Source organism: Streptomyces sp. NPDC031111, assembly GCF_055570675.1.
Window position 1 is genome coordinate 191,860 of record NZ_JBVIGS010000008.1, and the last position, 19,171, is coordinate 211,030.

The window sequence follows — 19,171 nt, forward strand, 5'->3', positions numbered from 1 at the left end:
GCTGGGCGCCCGGTGACGCCGGTGCGCGTTCTGGGGCGCAGTTGGGAGTGCGGGCAGCTCGAAGATCTGGTCGATGCCGTGCGCGGAGGTGAGAGCCGGGCGTTGGTACTGCGGGGCGAGCCGGGCATGGGCAAGACCACGTTGCTCGAATACCTGGTCGGGCGTGCTCGGGGCTTTCGTGTCGCCCGGGTCACCGGCGTTCAGTCCGAGATGGAGCTGGTATTCGCGGGCCTGCACCAGTTGTGCAGGCCCGTGATGAACAGGATCGCCGACCTTCCGGCTGTTCAACGTGACGCGGTGAAGGGAGCATTGGGGCTGGGATCCGAGCGGGCACCTTACGGCTCGCTTGTCGCCCTGGGTGTCCTCAACCTGTTGTCCGAAGTCGCCCGGGACCAGCCGTTGCTGTGTGTCGTGGATGACGCACAGTGGCTCGACCAGGCGTCCATGCAGGCGTTGGGGTTCACTGCACGACGCCTACTCGCTGAATCGGTGGCCATCGTCTTCGCGACCCGAGTAGGGGACGACGGGCTCCCCAGCACCGTCGAGCCAGTCGGTCTGCCCGAGATCCTGATCGAAGGACTGCCGGATCACGATGCGCGGGTGCTGCTGCGTTCCGTGCTCCCCGGGCCGTGGGACGAGCAGGCGCTCGGTCGCATTGTCGCCGAGACCAGGGGCAATCCGCTGGCGTTGCTGGAACTGCCGAAGACCTCGACTCTGCTGGAACTGGCCGGCGGCTACGGCCTGCCGAGCGTGCGGCCGGTCACGGACCGGATCAAGACAGAATATGTGGATAGGGTCGCGGGACTTCCACCGAAGGCGCGGCGGTTTCTGCTGGCCGCGGCAGCCGATCCGACCGGCCAACCGGCTCTGCTGTGGCTTGCGGCCGAGCAGCTCGGAATCGACATCGACGCCTCTGCCCCCGCCGTCGCGGCGGGCCTGCTCACGATTGACGATCGAGTCAGTTTCTCTCATCCGATGGTTCGGTCGGCGGTCTACTGGGCCGCATCCCCCGAAGACCGGCGCAGCACGCACCGCGCGCTGGCGAGAGCGACGGATGCGGCGGCGGATCCCGACCGCCGTGCCTGGCACGCGGCGCACGGTGCATCCAGCCCCAACGAGGTCGTAGCAGCTGAACTCGAACGCTCGGCCGACCGGGCGCGGAGACGAGGCGGAGGTGCCGCGGCAGCGGCCTTCATGGCACGGGCCGTGGAACTGACACCCCAACCGGCCCGTCGTCGGATGCGGGCGCTGGCCGCGGCACGAGTGGCGCACGAGGCGGGAAACCCCGAAACCGCCTTGAAGTTGCTGTCCATCGGCGAAGCGGGATCCCTCGACGAGCACCGACGCGGTGAGATCGATCTGATGCGCGCCCGGATCGCCTTCACCAGGAACCGGGGCAGCGAGGCTCCCGTTCTCTTGCTCGAAGCCGCGAACCTGCTCGCCCGACACGACGTGGCGCTCGCCAGGGAAACGTATCTGGAAGTCATCGACGCAACGATTTTCACCGGCCCGCATGCCTACAGCGGCGAGCAGCGTGAAGCGGCCACGGCGGCACGCCGCGTACCGGCCCCGTCCACTCCCCGTCCGACCGATCTCCTGCTCGACGGGATGGCGCTGCGGATCACCGAAGGCCATCCTGCCGCCGTGCCCAGCCTGCGCCTGGCCCTGCGTGCCTTTCACGAGCCGAGCCGCTGCCCGGAGGAAGGCCTGCGCTGGCTGTGGCTGATCTGTCTGACCGCTGTGGGGCTGTGGGACAAGGAAACGCTGTCCCACCTGGCGGACCGGTATCTTCGCTTCGTCAGGGAGACGGGGCAGATCGCGACGCTTCCGTTGGCACTGACCACGCGGTGCGTGGTCCACGTACTCGACGGGGAACTGGCGGAGGCCACCTCGCTGGCAGCGGAGGTGCAGACGGTCTCCGACGCGGTCGGAACGGCAGCGCCGCTGTACGCCGCGCTCTTCGTCGCCGCCTGGCGGGGCCGCGAAGCCGACTGCGTGGATCTGAGCAAGCGCGCCGACGAGGGCGCCGCCCGCCGGGGCGAGGGACTCGGACCGGTGGTCAGCGGGTGGGCGAGCGCCATGCTGTACAACAGCCTCGGCCGGTACAACGAGGCCGCCGAGGCAGCGAGCGCAGCCGGCAAGGAGTACCGCCAACTGGAAATGGGCGTCCCTACCTTGTCTCTCGTCGAGTACATCGAAGCCACTGCCCGGGGCGGCGCGCCCGAGCGTGCCCTTGACGCCCTGGACCGCCTCACCGAGGTGACTCGGCCAAGCGGCACAGACTGGGCCCTGGGCATCGAGGCCCGCTCCCGTGCTCTCCTCAGCGAAGGAACAGAGGCCGAAAGTCAGTACCTGCAAGCGATCGACCGGCTTGACCGTGCCGAAGTCCGCGGAGAGTCGGCCCGCGCCCACCTTCTCTACGGTGAGTGGCTACGCCGCAAGCGACGCCGCCGGGCTGCCCGCGAACACCTGAACACCGCATACGAACTCTTCGCCGGAATGGGCATGGAGGGCTTCGCCCAGCGAGCCGCACGTGAACTGGCCGCCACCGGCGAAAACAGCCGAAGACACTCGGACAGAACCAGCAGCGAACTCACAGCCCAGGAAGCGCAGATCGTCAGACTCGTCCGCGAAGGCCTCAGCAACTCGGAGATCGGAGCCCGGCTCTTCATCAGCCCACGCACGGTCGAATGGCACGTCAGCAAGGTCTTCGTGAAGCTCGGAGTCACTTCACGCAAACAGCTTCGGACTAGCCTCTCCGCAGGGGGGCTGTAAAACGTCCGGCAGGGGCAGACGGGCCCCACCGGCCAGCCAGATATCTGCCTTCTGCCAGCGGCAGAACACCGGCCCGACCGGGCTCCACGATCACTACAGTCCAGTCTTATGACGACGGTGACAACGCGCACGATCGAATACGCGGCCGACGGCCTGACGATGATCGGGCACCTCGCGCTCCCGGCCGGGGTCGACCGCCGGCCCGCGGTCCTGGTCGGGCCCGAGGGGGTGGGGCTCAGCGACGTCGAGCGCCGCCGGGCCGACGCGCTCGCCGAGCTGGGATACGTGGCGCTGGCCTTCGACCTCCACGGCGGGCGCTATCTGGACGACCCTGAGGAGATGCTGGCCCGTTGCATGCCGCTGCTCGCCGACCCCGACCGGATGCGAGGCATCGGCCACGCGGCGCTCGACGTGCTCCTCGCCGAGCCGCGTACCGACCCGGACCGGATCGCCGCCGTCGGCTACGGCACCGGGGGCGCAATCGCGCTGGAACTCGGGCGCGACGGCGTCGACCTGCGCGCGATCGCGACAGTCAACGGACTGACCACGGGCGGCCGACCAGGCGAGACGGCACGCATTCACTGCCCGGTGTGGGCCGGGGTCGGGTCGGAAGACCCGATCATGCCGCCCGCGCAACGGGACGCATTCACCGCCGAGATGCAGGCTGCGGGCGTCGACTGGCGCCTCGTGGTCTACGGCGGCGCCTTGCACGCCTTCCATCACCCACCGGTCGACCACGTCGTGCTTCCCGGGGTCGGTTATCACCCTCAGCACGCGCAGCGAGCTTGGCGGGACGTCGTCGACCTGCTCGCCGAGTGCCTGCCCACAACGGAGTGATCTGGCCAGAAGGGTTTGTTCGCAGACTCTGCCAGCTCGTTGCTTCGAGGCATAAAGGGCCTCGGACATGGCCGTATCTTGTCCTGCACGGAACGCAGTCATGCCCCGCCGCAGCAGGTGTCCATCCGGCACGGCGAAGGCCGCAGTGGCCTTGAGCGAATCCCGCAACGGACCGAAGACACTCCCCGGCATGCGGAACCGTGGACAGCCCCTGTGCCGGACGGGCGGTGACGGCACGGCACGTACAACTCCGCCCGTCAAACCGCATCCGCTGCTTCGGCCAGAATCCGGGCCAGTTCGGCGGGCCGGGTGATCATGGGCCAGTGGCCCGAGCCGATGTCGGCGAAGTCGACGTGTGCGGCCCGGGCGAGTTCCGGGACGTCGCCGGCGTTGATCCACTCACGTGCCTGCGCGGGCGTGAACTCCGGACAGACGACCACGGTCGGGACGTCGAACCGTCGTTCGTCCGTCAGTCGCACCATGCCCTTGGCCACACCCGAGGGCACGGGGATCGCCTCGGCCGCGAACTCTCGCCTGGCTTCGCCGTCGAGGTCGGCCGTGTCCGGCCCTTCGAACGGGTCCCAGCCGGGGAAGGGCATGACGCCATCCCTCACCTCGAAGAAGTCGGCGTACGGCTGACCGTCGGCCGTCGGGAAGCCTCCGATGAGGGCGACCTTGGTGACGCGCTCCGGCCGTCGGTCGGCGGCCAGCCAGGCCAGTGTGCAGGCGGCGGAATGCCCGGCCACCATCAGCTTGCCCGGTGCCGCGTCCACTGCCGCCAGCACCGCCGCCACCTGGTCGTCGAGCGTGGCGGACGCGGAGCCGATGCCCTGACCCGGCAGCGTGACCGGTACGGGACGGTGACCGAGGTCCTCGAGTGCGGACGCCACGCGGTCCCACACGGATCCGTTCAGCCACAGGCCACCAATGAGCAGGATGTCCATCGTCAGTTCCTCTCCAGTTGCTCGACGCATGCCACCGTAGGAGGAGATCCGGACAATCCGCTGCCGGATCGTACGGCGACCGCCGAACCCTTCGGTGGAGCGGATTAGCCTGCTCCCGTGCCGAACGATCTCAGCCCCACCGCCCGAGCGCTGCGCACCCTGGAGATCCTCCGGGCCCGCCCCGGTACGACGGCCGACGAACTCGCCGAACGACTGGGCGTCACGGAGCGGGCCGCACGCCGGTACGTCGGGATCCTGCGCGAGGCCGGCATCCCCGTGGAGTCGGCCAGAGGCCCGCACGGCGGGTACCGGCTCGGGCGCGGGACGAGGCTGCCCCCTGTGCACTTCACACAGTCCGAGGCCCTCGGCCTGGTGATGGCCGTCCTCGGGGGACAGCCGGCCGCCACCGACGCCGACGACCTGATCGGCACCGCCCTGGGCAAGGTCGTCAAGGCGCTGCCGGAGGGCGTCGGGCAGCAGGCGGCGAAGCTGCGGGAGTACGCGTCGGCCGCGCCGGACCCGTACTCGACCCGCCCGGACCCCGCCGTCACCAACGAACTCGTCGACGCCGTCGCCGCCCGCCGCCGCGTCTCGGTGACGTACCGCAGCGAGGCCGGAAACGAATGGGAGGCGGAGGTGGATCCCTGGTCCCTCGTGGTCCGTTACGGGCGCTGGTACCTGCTGTGCCACTCCCATCGCGCGGACGCGATCCGTACGTACCGGGTCGACCGGGTCCGCGCGGTCCGGCCGACCGGGCACGGGTTCGAGCCGCCGGAGGCCCTCGATCCGGTGGCGATGCTGGAGGAGAACCTGGGCCTCGGGTGGGATTTCCCCACGCGCGTGGTGTTCGACGCTCCGCTCACCGAGGTGGCCCCATCGATCCGGCCGCCCATGGGGCGGCTCGAACCGTTGGGCGACGGATGCGTGCTCGTCGGCAGCACTCGCAACCCGGCCATGTACGCACAGGAATGGCTGGCGGGAGTGCCGTTCGCCTTCCGCGTCGAAGGCGGGGAGGAACTGCGCGCCGCCGTCGCGACACTCGCGGCACGCTTCACCGCCGCCGTGGCGGACCAACCGTGACCGTGCCCCACCAGGTGCTTCAGTTCGCGTCGCCGTCGAACCTGGCCCGGTCCGGGTTCGGACCGATCCAGTCCTGCGCGCGGCGCCATCAGCCAGGCATGGCGTCGCCGGCCCCGTCACGCGCCGCGGACGGTGGGTTCTCCCGCCGGCCGGCGGGCCCGGCGCCGCGCAGGCCGAAGGCGGACACGGCCGCCCCGAGCAGCACCATGACCACCGGGACGACGAGCGCGGTGCGGTAGGCATCCAGCACCGCGCCCGGTGAGCCGTCGGTGTCGGCCACGGCGATCCCGTAGACCGCGGTCGCCGCGGAGATCCCCACCGCCGCGCCGAACTGGGTGAACGTGTAGAGCAACCCGCCGGCCAAGCCCTGCTCCTCCCTGGCCACGCTCTCGGTCGCCGCGATGGTGAGCGGACCGTAAGCGAGGGCGAAGGCCGTGCCGGCGATGAGCAGGCTCGGGAACATCGCCGCGTACGGCCAGTCCGTCCGGACCGGCAGGAAGAGTCCGTAGGCCGCGGTCGCCAGAACGAAGCCGCCGAAGATCACCCGGCTGTTGCCGTAGCGGTGGACCAAGCGCGGGGTAAGAGTCGGCGCCAGCACGGCGTCGCAGCCCATGGCGATCAGCGCGATCGCGGTCTGGAGGGAGGACCACCCGCGCAGCTCCTGCAAGTAGAGCGTGATGATGAACTGGAAGCCGAAGAACGCGCCCAGAAAGAGCATCGCCGCGACGTCCGCCCGCACCATCGCGGCCTTGCGGAAGATCTCCAGCCGGACGAGCGGCGCTTCGGCGCGCCCCTCGATCAGGATGAACACCGCCACAAGTGCCAGACCGGCGGCGAGGGTGCCGACGGTCAGCCCGACCCCTTCGCCACCGTGCTCGAGCCGGACAATGCCGTAGGCGAGCAGCAGCATCGCGGCGGCGGCGCTGACCGCGCCTGCCAGGTCGTAGCCGTCTCGTGCGGGCTCGGGGCGGGCCTCGTCCGGCAGCAGCCTGAGCGCCGCGAGCAGGATGGCGCCGGCCAGGAACACCGGCGCGAAGAACACCCAGCGCCAGCCGATCCCGGTCAGCAGCCCGCCGATGACGAGGCCGAGCGAGAACCCGCCGGCGCCGACGCCGGCGAAGACCAGCAGGGCCTTGTCGCGCTGCGGCCCCGCCGGGTACGACGTCGTGATGATCGACATGGCGGCGGGGGTCATGAAGGCCGCCGCCACGCCGGTGACGAAGCGGGCCACGACCAGCATCCAGCCGTCGGTGGCGAAGCCGCCCAGCATGGAGAAGACCAGAAAAACGCCCAGCCAGGTGAGGAACATCCGCCGTCTGCCCAGCAGATCGGCGGCGCGGCCGCCGAGCAGGGTGAAACCGGCGTAACCGAGTACGTAGCCACTCATCACCCACGCCGCGGTACCGGTGGTCAGTCCGAGGTCGGCGCGGATGGAGGGGACGGCGACGGCAAGCATGGCGACGTCGCTGCCCTCAAGGAAGATCGTTCCGCACAGTACGAGCAGCAGGGCCCAGCTTCGTTCGCCCTTGCCGGCCTCGGAGTTGGTGGACACGGATGCGCTCCTCACCGGTTGAGCCGCGTGGTCGGCTCCGGGGCCTCGACGATCGTCATGGCCGTGACCGTACCGAGCCGTCGGCGACCGGGGCCACACGTTTGTTCTCCACCGGAGGCTCGCGTGGGCGTCCCGTGGGACAGCGAACTCCGTTGCCACTGGCGCTCACCGGCGGTTCGTCGGTCGACTGTCAGTCGAAGTGTTGCTCCAGCCGGCTGAGCAGCGCGGCGAACGCCGGGGACATCGTGGTGTCCGACTCAGTGAGAACCGTGGTCGAGCCGCCCTCCTCCACCGTGATCGTGTAGCTCATCACATCGCGGGCCCGGCCCGGCCCGGACGAGGCCTCAGCGGCGTGCGAGGAGGCCGCGGTGACCAGCCGGGCCAGCTCCGTCGCGGCCTCGTCGGGCAAGTCATCGCTGTCCAACACCTTTGGTGGGAGGCGGCGGTGAATCGCGGCCGCCTGCCCACCGTGTGTCGTCAAGGTCACCCTCATCCTGCGTGTTCTCCCGACAGGCGGAGCCTTTCGCGTCCGCGGCGAGGCGATCGTGGAAGGACAGGTCGGCACCAGCGGCCAGTGGTCATGTGTTCGCCTTCAGCGAGGCCAGCTCGTTGGCCAGCCCGGTCACCTGGTCTTTCAGCGCGTCGACCTGCTGCGTCAAGGCAACCAGGCCATCTCCCTGTTCCTGGCCGCCGTTCCAGTGAGCCTCGAAGCTTCGCGCACGGGCGACTCCGACCGGGACACCGCTGATGTGGATGCCCACTTCCTGCCATGCCGACAGCACGGCCAGCTGCTCGGCGCTGCCGGAACCGTACAGTTCCCCGGCCTTCTGGTGGGTGGTGTCCGCGAAGTCCTGGAACTGAGTCTCTGGGTTCGAGGCCTTCAGCGACTCGTACCAGATGAGCCCGGGAGCCTGCCACGCGGGACCGCCGATGCGGACCGCCGTGAGGTAGAAGACCTTGTTGGGGATGCCGGAGTTGTCGTGCACCGCGCCCCAGTCGCCTTCCTCCGTGTTCGGCTGGTGCACGTATTTACTCATGTGATCCGGTTGGGGGTCCCGGCCGAAGAGGGCGTTGTCGTATGCCTCCCCGGGGGCCTTCATCGAGCGCAGGGCGTCGGCGCCGATTCCAGGAGTGAAGATCTCGGAGCCGATCAACCAACTCGCTGTCTCAGCCGACTGGTTCAGCGACCACTGCTCGACCAATGCCCCGAAGACATCGGACATCGACTCGTTCAGGGCGCCGGGCTGATCGTGATATGCGAGGCCCGCGGTGAACTCAGTGACTCCGTGCGTCAATTCGTGGGCGATCACGCTGAGTGATCCGGTGAAATTGGTGAACCTCTTCCCGTCACCGTCACCGAACACCATCTGCCGTCCGTCCCAGAACGCGTTGTTGTACTTCTTCCCGAAGTGGACGTACCCGTCCAGGCGCATGCCCCGGTTGTTGAGCGAGTTGCGCTGGAACACCTGCTGGTAAAAGTCTCGTGTGGTGCCGAGGCCGTCGAACGCTCGATTGACCGCCTGATTCCCGGACGGCGCCCCGTTCTCCGACCGTGCGAGATCAGCGAGCGGAAGGAACCTGGTCCCGTGGCAGTCGAAGATGGTCCGCCGGCCGCCGCCGGGGGCTGCGGCGCCGGCGAAGGACGACCAGACCGCTCGCTCTCCCCGCAGCCGAGTCGTGGTCAGCAGGGTGTTCAGCGCAGTTTCGCGCACCTCACTGTCGTCGCTCTTCAAGAGCCTGAGCAGGAGCTGTGGGGGGATGATGCAATTCACGCGGCCGATGCCATTCATGGCATGCCTCCTGAGTGAGAGGGGCAGCGGCGCTCACCGCACCTCGAGGTTGAAGATGACGGGGCAGTGGTCCGACGCCTTGGGCTTGTCCTCCCCCACGCCCGGGAAGCGTGGACCCTTGTACTTGGTGGCGCGCAGCGGCAGCCCTTTGCGGAAGATCTCGGGCAGCCCTTCCGGGTCCGCCTGGGCGAGTGAGGTCGACAGCAGGAGGTAGTCGAGCTGCCGGTACTCGTCGCCGCCCTTCCAGTAGTGCGTCCACTGGTCGGCGGCGGGCAGGCGGGTCACCACGTTGTCGACCTGGTCCCAGGTGACGAGCTGATCGATGCCGGAACTGCCGTCGCCGTCGGGCTCCGGATAGTCGTTGAGGTCCCCCAGAATCGCGAATGGACGGGCTCCCGGCTCCCGCCCGAAGCGGTCGGTGACGATTTCCATCACCTTGGCGGACTGCCGCTCCCGCTTCGGCCGGGTTTCTGCGCGTCCGCCCAGCATCGACTTGAAGTGATTGACGAAGAGTGTGACAGGTACCTTTTGCCCCTGGCCCACCTCGATCTCGACGTCGACCTCGAGACAGTCGCGGGAGAACAGCGCGGCGGTCGGGCTCGCGGCATCCATGAAGTGCTGGTACGAGCGGACGTGGGTGATCGGCCACTTCGACAGCACCGCGACGTCGATCAGGCGGGGATCGTTGCCGTCCACTCCGGCCACGTACGGGTACTGGGACCTTCCGCCCAGCGCCTGGGCTCGGAAGTGCTTCAGAGTGTCGATGTTCTCCACTTCCTGGAGGCAGAGCACATCGGCCTTGATCTCCCGTACCGCTGCCCCAGTAATGGCTTTGTCATCGACACCCAGTTCCTCGAAGCGAGTCTGGTCGACGATCCAGCCCCGTGAGTTTGCGGTCGCGGGGTCTACGTTGTCCTTGAACCGCCAGCGCGCGAAGAGGTTCTCGACATTGAATGTGGCCAGTCGCAGCGTCGTCACGGGGGCCTCCCGAGTACATCGGGGTAGATACTCGGCCGTAGCAGCAAAAACAATCTGCACCGTGAGGCAGCAGCAACATGACGAACGTCGGTGCCTACCAGCCCCCTTTGTCCGGCAGCAGGCCCACGCGGATACCCTCAGTTTCCCGCCACTCACGGAGACTGGCAAATGCAGCGCGCGCACTTCTGGCCCACACGGTCCCGGGCCGCCTGGTCCGGGTCGTCGACAGTCCGTCCATAGCCGGTCGACTTCCTGTCCTGTAAACAATCCAATCCCAGCCCGCCCCCGGCGCGCAGTGCAGACGTATGCCCCGACCGAAATTGACACGGTCTGCGCACCGGGTGAACCTGGAATCGGTGCGCCTGCACGGCCCTCAGAAGTTCGCATTTCAATGAGCCTTGCGTTCGTCGACCTGGCCGCTTTCCGCACGTCCTCCGACGAGAATTCCGGCCGCGCCCGAGAGGGGACTCTCATGCACGGGCATGTGCGAACCATCACGGGGAACGAGCCGATCGCCATGATCAAGGTCAGCGTCTACCGCCCCGCCCTCACGCTCATCGACCGTGCCTACACCAACGACGACGGCGCGTACAGCGTGGACGTGCCCGCCGGTGAGACGGTCACCGTCCGGTTCGACACCCATCACTCGCTCACCAACGCGGACGACTGGCAGCCGTCACTGGTCACCGACGTGGTCGCCGACGACACCGTCCCGCTCGACCGCCACCTGGTCTCCGTGGGCCAGTTCGCGGATACGGCGCGCGGCATCGACGTACTCGCTGCCTTCCTCCAGGCCTCGGCGGTGGAAGGACCGGAGTACGCCGCCCACGCCACCACCCGGCTGTCCCAGCTCAAGCAGAACACCCTGTTCCTCCAAAAGATCCAGGGAGCCCTGCTCCAACACTTCACGGAGCAGGCCGACGCCTGATGGGCCGTACCCGACCCGGCATCTCTGCGCGGCAATTGTCCGAGTCCGCCCCGCCTGCGGCGGGGCCTGGGCGAAGGGAAGCAGGGGGAGACGCGGTCATGACTCAGCTGTCGTGGCGTCGGTCAGCGGCTTCCGAGGGTATGCGCGCAGCACGAGGGACGTGGTGACAGGCCCGTAACGGGCCAGTGCGTCGACAACCTCTTCAAGTCGTCCTGCCTGCGGGCAGTGGACGTCGAAGATGAGGCAGTCCTCCCCGGTGACTCTGAGGGTGGAGACGATCTCCGTGGTCTGGGAGGCGAAGTCCAGAGCGCGTGAGAGCTGGGCATGCGTGGTGCGCAGCCGGATGACCGCGTGAATGTTCAGACCGAGGGCTGCGGGGTCGACCACGGCTCGGTAGCCGGTGATGACCCCGTTCTTCTCCAGCCGCTGGATGCGCGAGCCGGCCGCGGGCTGCGAGAGTCCGACACGGCGTCCCACCTCCGCGCCGGTCAGTCGGCCGTCGGCCTGGAGCAGGGCGAGGATGTCTCGGTCTATCCGGTCGAGTGATTCCATCGTCGTCCGCACCACTTTCCTTGAGATCACTTGTGCCACTGCCGCAGTACTGCTGCATCCAACACAATCTGGGCCAGACGCCCCCGTAATCCTGGGGAGCGACGAGTGAGATGGTGGTGGGCAGTGACCGCGTACGTCATCATCCCGGGCATCGACGGCTCGGACGAGCAGCACTGGCAGACCTTGTGGGAGCGACAGTGGGGCACCTCGGCGGTGAGAATCTCGCCTGCCTCGTGGTCCGCCCCCGACCTGGACGACTGGGTCGACGCGGTCCAGGGCGCATACGACGAGGCTTCCCGGCGGGGCGGCCCGGTTGTGCTGGTGGCCCACAGCTTGGGCTGCTGGGCGGCATCCACCTGGCTGAACAGGAACCGCTCGAGCCTGAGGGGTGGCGCGTTCCTCGTCTCACCGCCCGACCCGCGCGGGCCGGCGTTCCCACACAACGCGGCAGCGACGTTCACCGAGGTGTCGGCACAACCGTTGTCGTGCCCGGCCCTGGTGGTGGGCAGTGCCGACGACCCGTTCTGCACCCCTGAGGCGGCTGTCGGTTTCGCGACTCGGTGGGAGGCGCGCTGGCACCTGGTCGGTGAGTGCGGACACATCAACTCCGCCAGCGGGCTGGGCTCGTGGCAGCAAGGGCGTGAACTACTGGACTCGCTGACCCCGCGATGAGCAACCATCGCCTGGAACGCATAACCACCAGATACCGCCCGGCGGTTCCCCCCACCACGAAGTCGCGGTCTGAGGCCCCGGAACACTGGGCCACAGGCCGGACGCCAGTGGCGTGTACAAAGGGTTCAGTCGAAGGGCTTCTCGATCATTGCGGACAGCCCTTAGCCCAGCCCACTCCGAGACGATGATTCGACCACGATCGGCGTCATGGTCCGTCGGCTCGTCCGGGGCCGTGTTGCGACACGTCCTCGCCCACGACCGCTCGTGCGACGCTCCTGGGAGACAGCCTGTCAGCCCCTCGACGTGGTAGCTGCCGTCAGCCGGTGTTGCCTGGCGCCGAAAAATGCCGAAGAAGGGGGACGACGACGCCCCGCCGGCGGGTGGTCCGGCGGGGCGTCGTCGGCAAGGGCGGCAAACAACGGCACTCGAATGAGGTGCAGCCCCGCCACCAGGTTCCCGAGCGGCGGGGCCAGCAGTGCCCGTGTTGGTCAGACTTCCGCCGGTTCAATGACGGCATCCGGGCCCGGGTACACGAGTGCCTCGTGGCCATCGTCGAACCGGACCACGTAGGGCGGCGACCCTTCGGGGCCACGCACCTCGATGATCTCGCCTTGCCGATCGCCCTGACCTACGACAGCGCCGTGCACGTGGATGCGGTCGCCGACCTTCGCCTCCATCAGCAGTGCTCCTCTCAGAGATCTTCGGCCCTGAAGCGGGCCGATCCACCACCTGAATCACATCAGACAGTGACCAAACCGGCACGTATTGTTGTTAGGTCACTGGAGCGCGAATCCGAATGATCGGGAACAGGGGCGGACCGTTCGGGCACCAGGTCCTGGGCCATGATGCTCACCAGCAGTTCTGCGATCGGTCCAACTTCAGCACCGATGGGCGGTTCCGCTGGAAGCGCGCCCGCTGCGGCCCCGCCTTCCGTCGGGGACATGGGGTGATGGTGCCGGCGGCTACGCGGTGGCCGGGTGCCGGGCGGAGTCCAGCTCCGTCAGGCGGGTCACCAGCAGACTGGCTTCCTCGGGGTCCGTGCGGATCCCGAAGACGTCGTCGAGCAGCTTGGGCACCTCGTGCGGCCGGACGGTCTCCGTCACCGGGTCCCGGCCCGGGCGTTCCGTCGTCCAGACCAGCGCGTCGAGCGTGTCGTGCCGGTCCGTGCCCAGCCGCTGGATGTACGGGCGGGTGACGAACGGGGAGCGGTCATGCGTGGCCACGAAGTGGTTCCCGACCGCGTAGTCGACGGGGTACTGCGGGGTCTCGGTGAAGACCTGCCGCACGACCCAGCCTTCCGGCCCTTCCGCATCGTCCCCGGGCTGGTGCACAGCCCAGCCCGGGGAGCCGTGAGTGATGTCCTGCCACCGCAGCAGGTACGGCCACGGGCCCGCTTCGCTGCGGCCGCCGTCGACCAGCTCGATGGGCTCCAGAGGGCTGGCACCGAAGCCGACGTCGCTCAGCCAACGCGTGCCGTCCAGGTCCACGATCAGCATCGCGTGGGTCGCCGGGCGGGGCGTGGTGGAGTCCGCGCCGAGTTGGACCCGGCCTGAGACGGCGGTAAAGCGGAAACCGAGCTTCTCCAGCACGGCGGCGAAGAGCACGACGTGCTCGTAGCAATAGCCGCCCCGGCCCCGGCGCACCAGCTTGTCCTGGACCGACGGCACGTCGAGCCGCACCTCGCGGTACAGGAAGCTGTCAAGGGTGTCCCAGCGCACGGTCAGCACATGCGCGCGTTGCAGGGCGCGCAGCGTCTCAAGAGTGGGCGCCCGGTCACCCTCGTACCCGAGGTGCGCGAGGTAGGCGTCGAGGTCGAGATGTTCGCTGCTCCACATATTCGGATCAACTTCATCGCTTCCAGCAGCTATTCCCGGAGCCCGTCGATGCAGGCTGGGGCTCGAGGGCCAATGGCGTCAACGACGAGCTCACCCAGGCAGCCAAGGTCGTGGGCCAATTCCACGCTCGTCCGCGACGACGCGGTAGAGGCGGCCCGCGCCATGAAGTCGAGCGGCTCGGGGCTCCTGAGCACGATCGGTAGCCTCAGCCTGTGCCGGTCCCTGCGGAGCAGGACGGTCTTCAACGAATGAGCGCGTTCTGGGCGTGGCTCATCTCGAAGTGCGCTCAACAATCAGGTCATGACACTGCCGCGCACGATCGGCCATCCCATCTCCCGCGGCAGCCAGCTCTGCCAGATAGGCCAGCGCATGGGTGATGTCCTCGTGATCCGGATGTGCGAAGAGGAACTCCTCGGTTGCCTCTGTCACCCCGCTTTCCGGTTCGAGTAGCACGATGCGGAAAAGGCTCAAGAACTTGGTGGCAACGTCGTCGGGTGGGTTCACCGGGGACGCGAATAGCCGACTCCACTGCTCCGCACAGGCTTCGGGACCCCCCTCCACAGTGTCGAGCATGAGTTTCTCGAACATGCCGTAAACATCTTCGGGGTCTGCTTCGACGGCCCGTTTCAGGTCCTCGCGTGCCTCTTCGTACCGGCCGGCCTGGCGGTGGGATCGGCCCCGTTCGGTAAGGGCCCAGGCGAGTGTGGGGTCGAGTTCGAGTGCGGCGGTGAGGTCGGTGACGGCCTGCTCGTGATGGCCCGTCTGGCGGTGGGTTTGGCCGCGGGAGCCAAGGGCCCAGGCATAGGTCGGGTCGATGTCGAGCGCCGCGGTGAAATCGGCGACGGCCTGCTCGTACTGTCCCCGCTGGCGGTGCGCTTCTCCCCGTTCGGCGAGGGCCCATGCGTAGGCGGGGTCCAGCTGGAGTGCGGCGGTGAGGTCGCTGACGGCCTCGTCGTACCGGCCGGCTTCGCGGTGTACCTGACCGCGGGAGGCGAGGGCCCAGGCGAGTGTGGGGTCGAGTTCGAGTGCGGCGGTGAGGTCGGTGACGGCCTGCTCGTGATGGCCCATCTGGCGGTGGGTTTGGCCGCGGGAGCCGAGGGCCCAGGCATAGGTCGGGTCGATGACGAGCGCCGCGGTGAAATCGGCGACGGCCTGGTCATACTGCCTCCGCTGGCGGTGGGTTTGGCCCCGCTCACCGAGGGCCCAGGCGTAGGCGGGGTCGAGTTCGAGTGCGGCGGTGAGGTCGGCGATGGCCTGCTCGTGATGGCCCGTCTGGCGGTGGGTTTGGCCGCGCGAGGCGAGGGCCCAGGCATAGGCCGGGTCGAGGTCGAGTGCGGCGGTGAAGTCTGTGATCGCTTGGTCGTACCGGCCGGCTTCGCGGTGTGCTTCTCCCCGGTGGGCGAGGGCCCATGCGTAGGCGGGGTCCAGTTCGAGTGCGGCGGTGAGGTCGGCGACGGCCTCGTCGTACCGGCCGGCTTCGCGGTGTGCCTGACCGCGGGAGCCGAGGGCCCAGGCGAGTGTGGGGTCGAGTTCGAGTGCGGCGGTGAGGTCGGCGATGGCCTGCTCGTGATGGCCGGCCTGCCGGTGGGTTTCTCCCCGTTCACCGAGGGCCCAGGCGTAGGCGGGGTCGAGTTCGTATGCGGCGGTGAGGTCGGCGACGGCCTCGTCGTACCGGCCGGCTTCGCGGTGTGCCTGACTGCGGGAGGCGAGGGCCCAGGCGAGTGTGGGGTCGAGTTCGAGTGCGGCGGTGAGGTCGGCGATGGCCTGCTCGTGATGGCCGGCCTGCTGGTGTGCCTGGCCGCGGGAGCCGAGGGCCCAGGCGTAGGTGGGGTCGATGTCCAGTGCGGCGGTGAGGTCGGCGATGGCCTGCTCGTGATGGCCGAGCCAGCGGCGGGTTTCTCCCCGACGGGCCCATGCCCGGGCGTTGCGGACGTCGTGCGCGAGGGCACGGTCGAACTCGACAAGGGCCTCTTCGTCCCGGTCGGAGAGGTAGAGGCGCTGGCCGCGATAGGTATACGCCCAGCTCCTGGCCGACGTACCTATCTGGCCGTGGGTAAGTAGACCACCCAGGCATGCAAGGACAGGGTCGTCGTCGGAGAGAGCGTTCCGCAAGCGCAGGGACCAAGCGAGCAGGGCAGTGTCCGTGGTGTCCTGAGCGGCTTGGTCCAGAATCTCGACCCACTGTCGCAGCACCGCCTCGTCCTGGCCCGCAGCATGCACCACCTGCTCAAGAGCGGACGTCAGATGCATTCCCGGACGCGCGCACAGCCGGTGGTACGTCTCATCCAAGCGATGCCGGCGCCATTCAGAGTCCTTCCACCGTTCCGCCTCGGGAAGCCGTTCCTCGACTGCGGCACGCCAGGCGGCATGAGTGTCCGCCAAGCGCAGATGCGCCGAAGCCCAGCCTTGAGGAGAGTGGGTGCGCTGCTGGCGGACCATGCTGGCACGGACCACCGCGTGATAGTGCTTGAAGTCGCCGCGGCCGCTGACGAACGGCTGTCCGCACAGCCACTCCCACAGCCCCTCTGCCCCAGGCCCAGTCGCGGCAGCGAAGACGTCCTCGTTCAGCTGCAGCGGCAACGCACACGCCCGCACAGCCTCACGCTGCTCAGGGTCCGTGATCCATTGCACGAACCGTTCCATCGCCACGTCCGCGAGGTCTCCGCCCGCGTCCACTTCCTCAACAGTCCGGGGGCGGGCCAGGGAGAGGAGCTCCACGAGCAGAGGCAGCCCCATCGACAGCTGCAGCACCGCTTCCACCACGTCTGGATCGGTCACGCCCCGCGAAGTCAGCAGCGCACGCGTCTCCACCTCCGTGAAGACCTCCAACGGCACGTCCGCGACCTGATCCCGCAGCGGCGACCACTCCCGCTCCGCGAGTTCGTCCCGGCCCGCCAGCACGACGATGACGTTTGCCGGCACCGCACCGAACTCTTCGTCCAGCAGACTCAGCAGCCACCCGTCCAGGTACTGGGCAGTCTGTTCCCACGTGTCGAAGAACAGCACCACCCACCGATGAAGACGGCATAACCGATCCAACTCGGCAACGAAAGCCCGGCTCACATCAGCCCCATCACTTCGGGCTCCCCGCCGCCGCGCACGAGCCTGGGATGAGGACCGGAGCCGGTCCAGCCCCTGGGCCGCGGCATCCGGATTCGCCATCGCCGTCACGACGCCGGCGCCCGGAATCAGCGACGCGGCTCCCAAAGCGGCCTGCGTCACCAACCGGCTCGACATCGACGCCTCGCCCTCCACGGGCATCGGCTCCCCTCGAGCCGCCTGCTCCCGCCGGAACTGCTCGACCGCCTTGTCGAACTCCTTGCAGGGACCGGCCTGCTCCGCCAACTGCCTGACCAGCTCGCTCAGGGCCTGCTGTACCCCGTGGACGTCGTTCTCGTCCACCATCGCCGTCACCGCATCCGCACGCCGGGCCGCCTCCTGCCACTGCCGCAGCAGCGTGGACTTCCCCACCCCACCCACACCACGCACATGGAACAGAAACTCCGCCGGATCATTCCCAGACTGCGGGTCCTTCGACAAATTCTCTGCGAACAGCGCCAATTGCGCCCGCCGGCCCACGAACCGCGCCTTCGCACGCTGCCGGATCAGCGCACCCCTCGACAGACCCCGATTCCCCGACCCCGGCATCGCCGCCCCCTCACTTCGCACGCCCCGCCCCGAGGCCCGCAAACACACCCGCCCGAAGCAGACGCGTCGGACGCAGGTCATCAGTGTCCGATCCAGGCCTCTCGCTTGTCAGCCAAGCGTAGGAGACAGCACTTGCGCAGGGGCCGGCTCCTGGGCGTGACCAGTGCGTCCCAGTTGTAGCCCGGCTCAATTCTGCCGTTCAGTTCTCCGGACCGGCAGTGAGCGAGCCGCCGACGCCCACTGCACGGCGTGATGTTGCCGCGACTGCGGCCGGCCGACGTTGCGTGGCGAGGCGTGACCTTCGGCCTGCTGGGCGTGGTGCCGCTCATGGTGGCGACTTTGAGTATCAGCGGTAACAGCGACCGAGGAGATTTCCTGTCCGTCGTCAGTGCTCTGGGCCTGTTCGGTGCGATCTTCCTTGTGATCGGTGCTGGCTTCTGGTGGGCCAGCGCGGGGGACATCCGACGCCTGCGGGACTGGCGCACTCTCACAGGGCAGGCCGTCTCAGTGACCGTCGTGGGTCCGGTGTTCCTGCGCTCCGGGCTGTTCCTCCTTGTCCTCGGAGCTGCCGCTCTCGGGCTGTACCAACTCGTGGACGCTGCGCCTTACGGCAGTTGGTTGTACGGCTAGAACTCGCCCTCAGCGGCAAGCGGTCACATGAATCGGCGGGCAGTGAGTCAGGGCGTTGTCAGGTATCCGCAAGGGGCGGGTGCGGGCGGCCAGGGGTGTGCTTCTGCGGTACGGGATGACGTCGGACAGCTCGCTGCGAGATGATGGCCGCGTGATTTCGGATCGCGGTGGTCGACATCTTCGATCTCTCGAGCGTCAAGCCGCGCACGCGCACAGCCACTGCCAGTTCCTGGCCGACCGGATGCGGCTGCTGGCCGGGTGGATCGACGCGGGGGACATGGCGCTGTGGGAAAGAGCGCAGCACCTACGGCGCTTGTTCGAGGATGTAGAGGAGCACTACCGGCGGGTGACGAGGGCGGCGGAGCGGCCGCCGCCGGACGACCGACGCGCTCGGCGAAGCCAACGGCGGGAACTCCGGGCGACTGTGGAGGAAATGCGCCGTAAGGTAGATGAGTTGGACAGAATGATCCTTGGGTTGGAGGTCGAGCACAGCCGTCAGGCCGGCACGAGCGGTCAGCGTCCGCCCGAAGCCGGCAACTGAGCGGATGGGACGCGCACGCGCCGTACCGTCGATGTCCCCTCGAGCAACCGGGATCGGCGCACTCGCCCGGGGCCGACAGCCACATGACTTCGGAGCGCTCGGCCCCCGCAGGGCGGCTGTATGTGCGCGGTGTCCTCATGGCCTCCTCTTTGACCCCCTATTCGCGTAGGCGGAAGGCTGCTGCGGACACCGCAACTGCACTGGAGACGAACGCGCTTGCTGACGGCGTCCGATGAGGCTGCTCTGCCTTCCCGCAGCGCCGCGCGCTGAACGTCCGGCATCAGGACGAGACCGGTGGCGCGGTGAGGTACGAAGGCTCAGCGGGGCGCTGGCGTGGGATCCTCGACCCTCCGATCCCGCCGCAAGTAGAGTCTTCTTCGAGACCTGACCGGTGACGTGCAGTCATGGA

General features: G+C 68.5%; 16 protein-coding genes and 1 pseudogene. 8 read left to right on the forward strand and 9 right to left on the reverse strand.

Going from position 1 to position 19,171, the window contains the following annotated elements; translation table 11 throughout:
- Window positions 1-21 precede the first annotated feature (21 nt).
- Together ACZ470_RS18625 and ACZ470_RS18630 are read left to right on the forward strand one after the other, a co-directional pair.
- Window positions 22-2,775 (forward strand): AAA family ATPase, encoded by a 2,754-nt coding sequence (locus ACZ470_RS18625; protein WP_468428662.1) that lies wholly within the window; start codon window positions 22-24, stop codon window positions 2,773-2,775.
- Window positions 2,776-2,883: 108 nt separating this feature from the next.
- Entirely contained in the window at window positions 2,884-3,612 is a 729-nt protein-coding gene (locus ACZ470_RS18630; RefSeq protein ID WP_468428431.1) for a dienelactone hydrolase family protein, read from the forward strand.
- A gap of 257 nt (window positions 3,613-3,869) precedes the next feature.
- Here the strand turns inward: ACZ470_RS18630 and ACZ470_RS18635 are convergent, their stop codons facing one another.
- Window positions 3,870-4,556 carry an alpha/beta fold hydrolase gene (locus tag ACZ470_RS18635; protein ID WP_468428433.1) on the reverse strand — a complete coding sequence of 229 codons (687 nt, stop codon included), beginning with the start codon at window positions 4,554-4,556 and terminating at the stop codon, window positions 3,870-3,872.
- 117 nt (window positions 4,557-4,673) lie between these two features.
- Here ACZ470_RS18635 and ACZ470_RS18640 point away from each other — a divergent pair, with 117 nt between their 5' ends.
- On the forward strand, window positions 4,674-5,636 hold the full coding sequence (locus tag ACZ470_RS18640; RefSeq protein WP_468428434.1) for a helix-turn-helix transcriptional regulator: 963 nt from the start codon (window positions 4,674-4,676) through the stop codon (window positions 5,634-5,636).
- A gap of 88 nt (window positions 5,637-5,724) precedes the next feature.
- Here ACZ470_RS18640 and ACZ470_RS18645 read toward each other — a convergent pair whose 3' ends face one another.
- The 4 genes from ACZ470_RS18645 to ACZ470_RS18660 form a co-directional block, all read right to left on the reverse strand.
- Window positions 5,725-7,188 (reverse strand): MFS transporter, encoded by a 1,464-nt coding sequence (locus ACZ470_RS18645; protein ID WP_468428436.1) that lies wholly within the window; start codon window positions 7,186-7,188, stop codon window positions 5,725-5,727.
- Window positions 7,189-7,378: 190 nt separating this feature from the next.
- A complete protein-coding gene (locus ACZ470_RS18650; protein ID WP_468428437.1) occupies window positions 7,379-7,681 on the reverse strand; it encodes a protealysin inhibitor emfourin in 303 nt (100 codons plus the stop codon).
- Window positions 7,682-7,766: 85 nt separating this feature from the next.
- Window positions 7,767-8,978 (reverse strand): M4 family metallopeptidase, encoded by a 1,212-nt coding sequence (locus ACZ470_RS18655; RefSeq protein WP_468428438.1) that lies wholly within the window; start codon window positions 8,976-8,978, stop codon window positions 7,767-7,769.
- Window positions 8,979-9,011: 33 nt separating this feature from the next.
- Entirely contained in the window at window positions 9,012-9,956 is a 945-nt protein-coding gene (locus ACZ470_RS18660; protein ID WP_468428440.1) for an endonuclease/exonuclease/phosphatase family protein, read from the reverse strand.
- A 484-nt stretch (window positions 9,957-10,440) separates the two neighbouring features.
- Here ACZ470_RS18660 and ACZ470_RS18665 point away from each other — a divergent pair, with 484 nt between their 5' ends.
- Window positions 10,441-10,884 carry a carboxypeptidase regulatory-like domain-containing protein gene (locus ACZ470_RS18665; protein WP_468428442.1) on the forward strand — a complete coding sequence of 148 codons (444 nt, stop codon included), beginning with the start codon at window positions 10,441-10,443 and terminating at the stop codon, window positions 10,882-10,884.
- A 96-nt stretch (window positions 10,885-10,980) separates the two neighbouring features.
- On the opposite strand, the gene ACZ470_RS18670 is transcribed toward ACZ470_RS18665, so the two are convergent.
- Window positions 10,981-11,436, reverse strand: coding sequence for an Lrp/AsnC family transcriptional regulator (locus tag ACZ470_RS18670; RefSeq protein ID WP_468428444.1), 456 nt, complete (start codon window positions 11,434-11,436; stop codon window positions 10,981-10,983).
- A gap of 123 nt (window positions 11,437-11,559) precedes the next feature.
- Between ACZ470_RS18670 and ACZ470_RS18675 the strand changes: the two genes are divergently transcribed.
- Window positions 11,560-12,108 (forward strand): RBBP9/YdeN family alpha/beta hydrolase, encoded by a 549-nt coding sequence (locus ACZ470_RS18675; RefSeq protein WP_468428446.1) that lies wholly within the window; start codon window positions 11,560-11,562, stop codon window positions 12,106-12,108.
- A gap of 488 nt (window positions 12,109-12,596) precedes the next feature.
- Here ACZ470_RS18675 and ACZ470_RS18680 read toward each other — a convergent pair whose 3' ends face one another.
- Together ACZ470_RS18680 and ACZ470_RS18685 are read right to left on the reverse strand one after the other, a co-directional pair.
- A complete protein-coding gene (locus ACZ470_RS18680; RefSeq protein WP_468428447.1) occupies window positions 12,597-12,785 on the reverse strand; it encodes a DUF1918 domain-containing protein in 189 nt (62 codons plus the stop codon).
- 285 nt (window positions 12,786-13,070) lie between these two features.
- Window positions 13,071-13,943 (reverse strand): arylamine N-acetyltransferase family protein, encoded by an 873-nt coding sequence (locus ACZ470_RS18685; protein WP_468428448.1) that lies wholly within the window; start codon window positions 13,941-13,943, stop codon window positions 13,071-13,073.
- A 102-nt stretch (window positions 13,944-14,045) separates the two neighbouring features.
- Here ACZ470_RS18685 and ACZ470_RS18690 point away from each other — a divergent pair.
- Window positions 14,046-14,168, forward strand: a pseudogene (locus ACZ470_RS18690) (dihydrofolate reductase family protein); the annotation flags it as partial.
- Window positions 14,169-14,213: 45 nt separating this feature from the next.
- Here the strand turns inward: ACZ470_RS18690 and ACZ470_RS18695 are convergent.
- Window positions 14,214-17,522 carry a tetratricopeptide repeat protein gene (locus ACZ470_RS18695; RefSeq protein ID WP_468428450.1) on the reverse strand — a complete coding sequence of 1,103 codons (3,309 nt, stop codon included), beginning with the start codon at window positions 17,520-17,522 and terminating at the stop codon, window positions 14,214-14,216.
- 321 nt (window positions 17,523-17,843) lie between these two features.
- Here ACZ470_RS18695 and ACZ470_RS18700 point away from each other — a divergent pair, with 321 nt between their 5' ends.
- On the forward strand, window positions 17,844-18,221 hold the full coding sequence (locus ACZ470_RS18700; protein WP_468428663.1) for a DUF6336 family protein: 378 nt from the start codon (window positions 17,844-17,846) through the stop codon (window positions 18,219-18,221).
- Between the two features lie 115 nt (window positions 18,222-18,336).
- Window positions 18,337-18,762 (forward strand): hypothetical protein, encoded by a 426-nt coding sequence (locus tag ACZ470_RS18705; RefSeq protein ID WP_468428452.1) that lies wholly within the window; start codon window positions 18,337-18,339, stop codon window positions 18,760-18,762.
- Window positions 18,763-19,171: the final 409 nt, after the last annotated feature.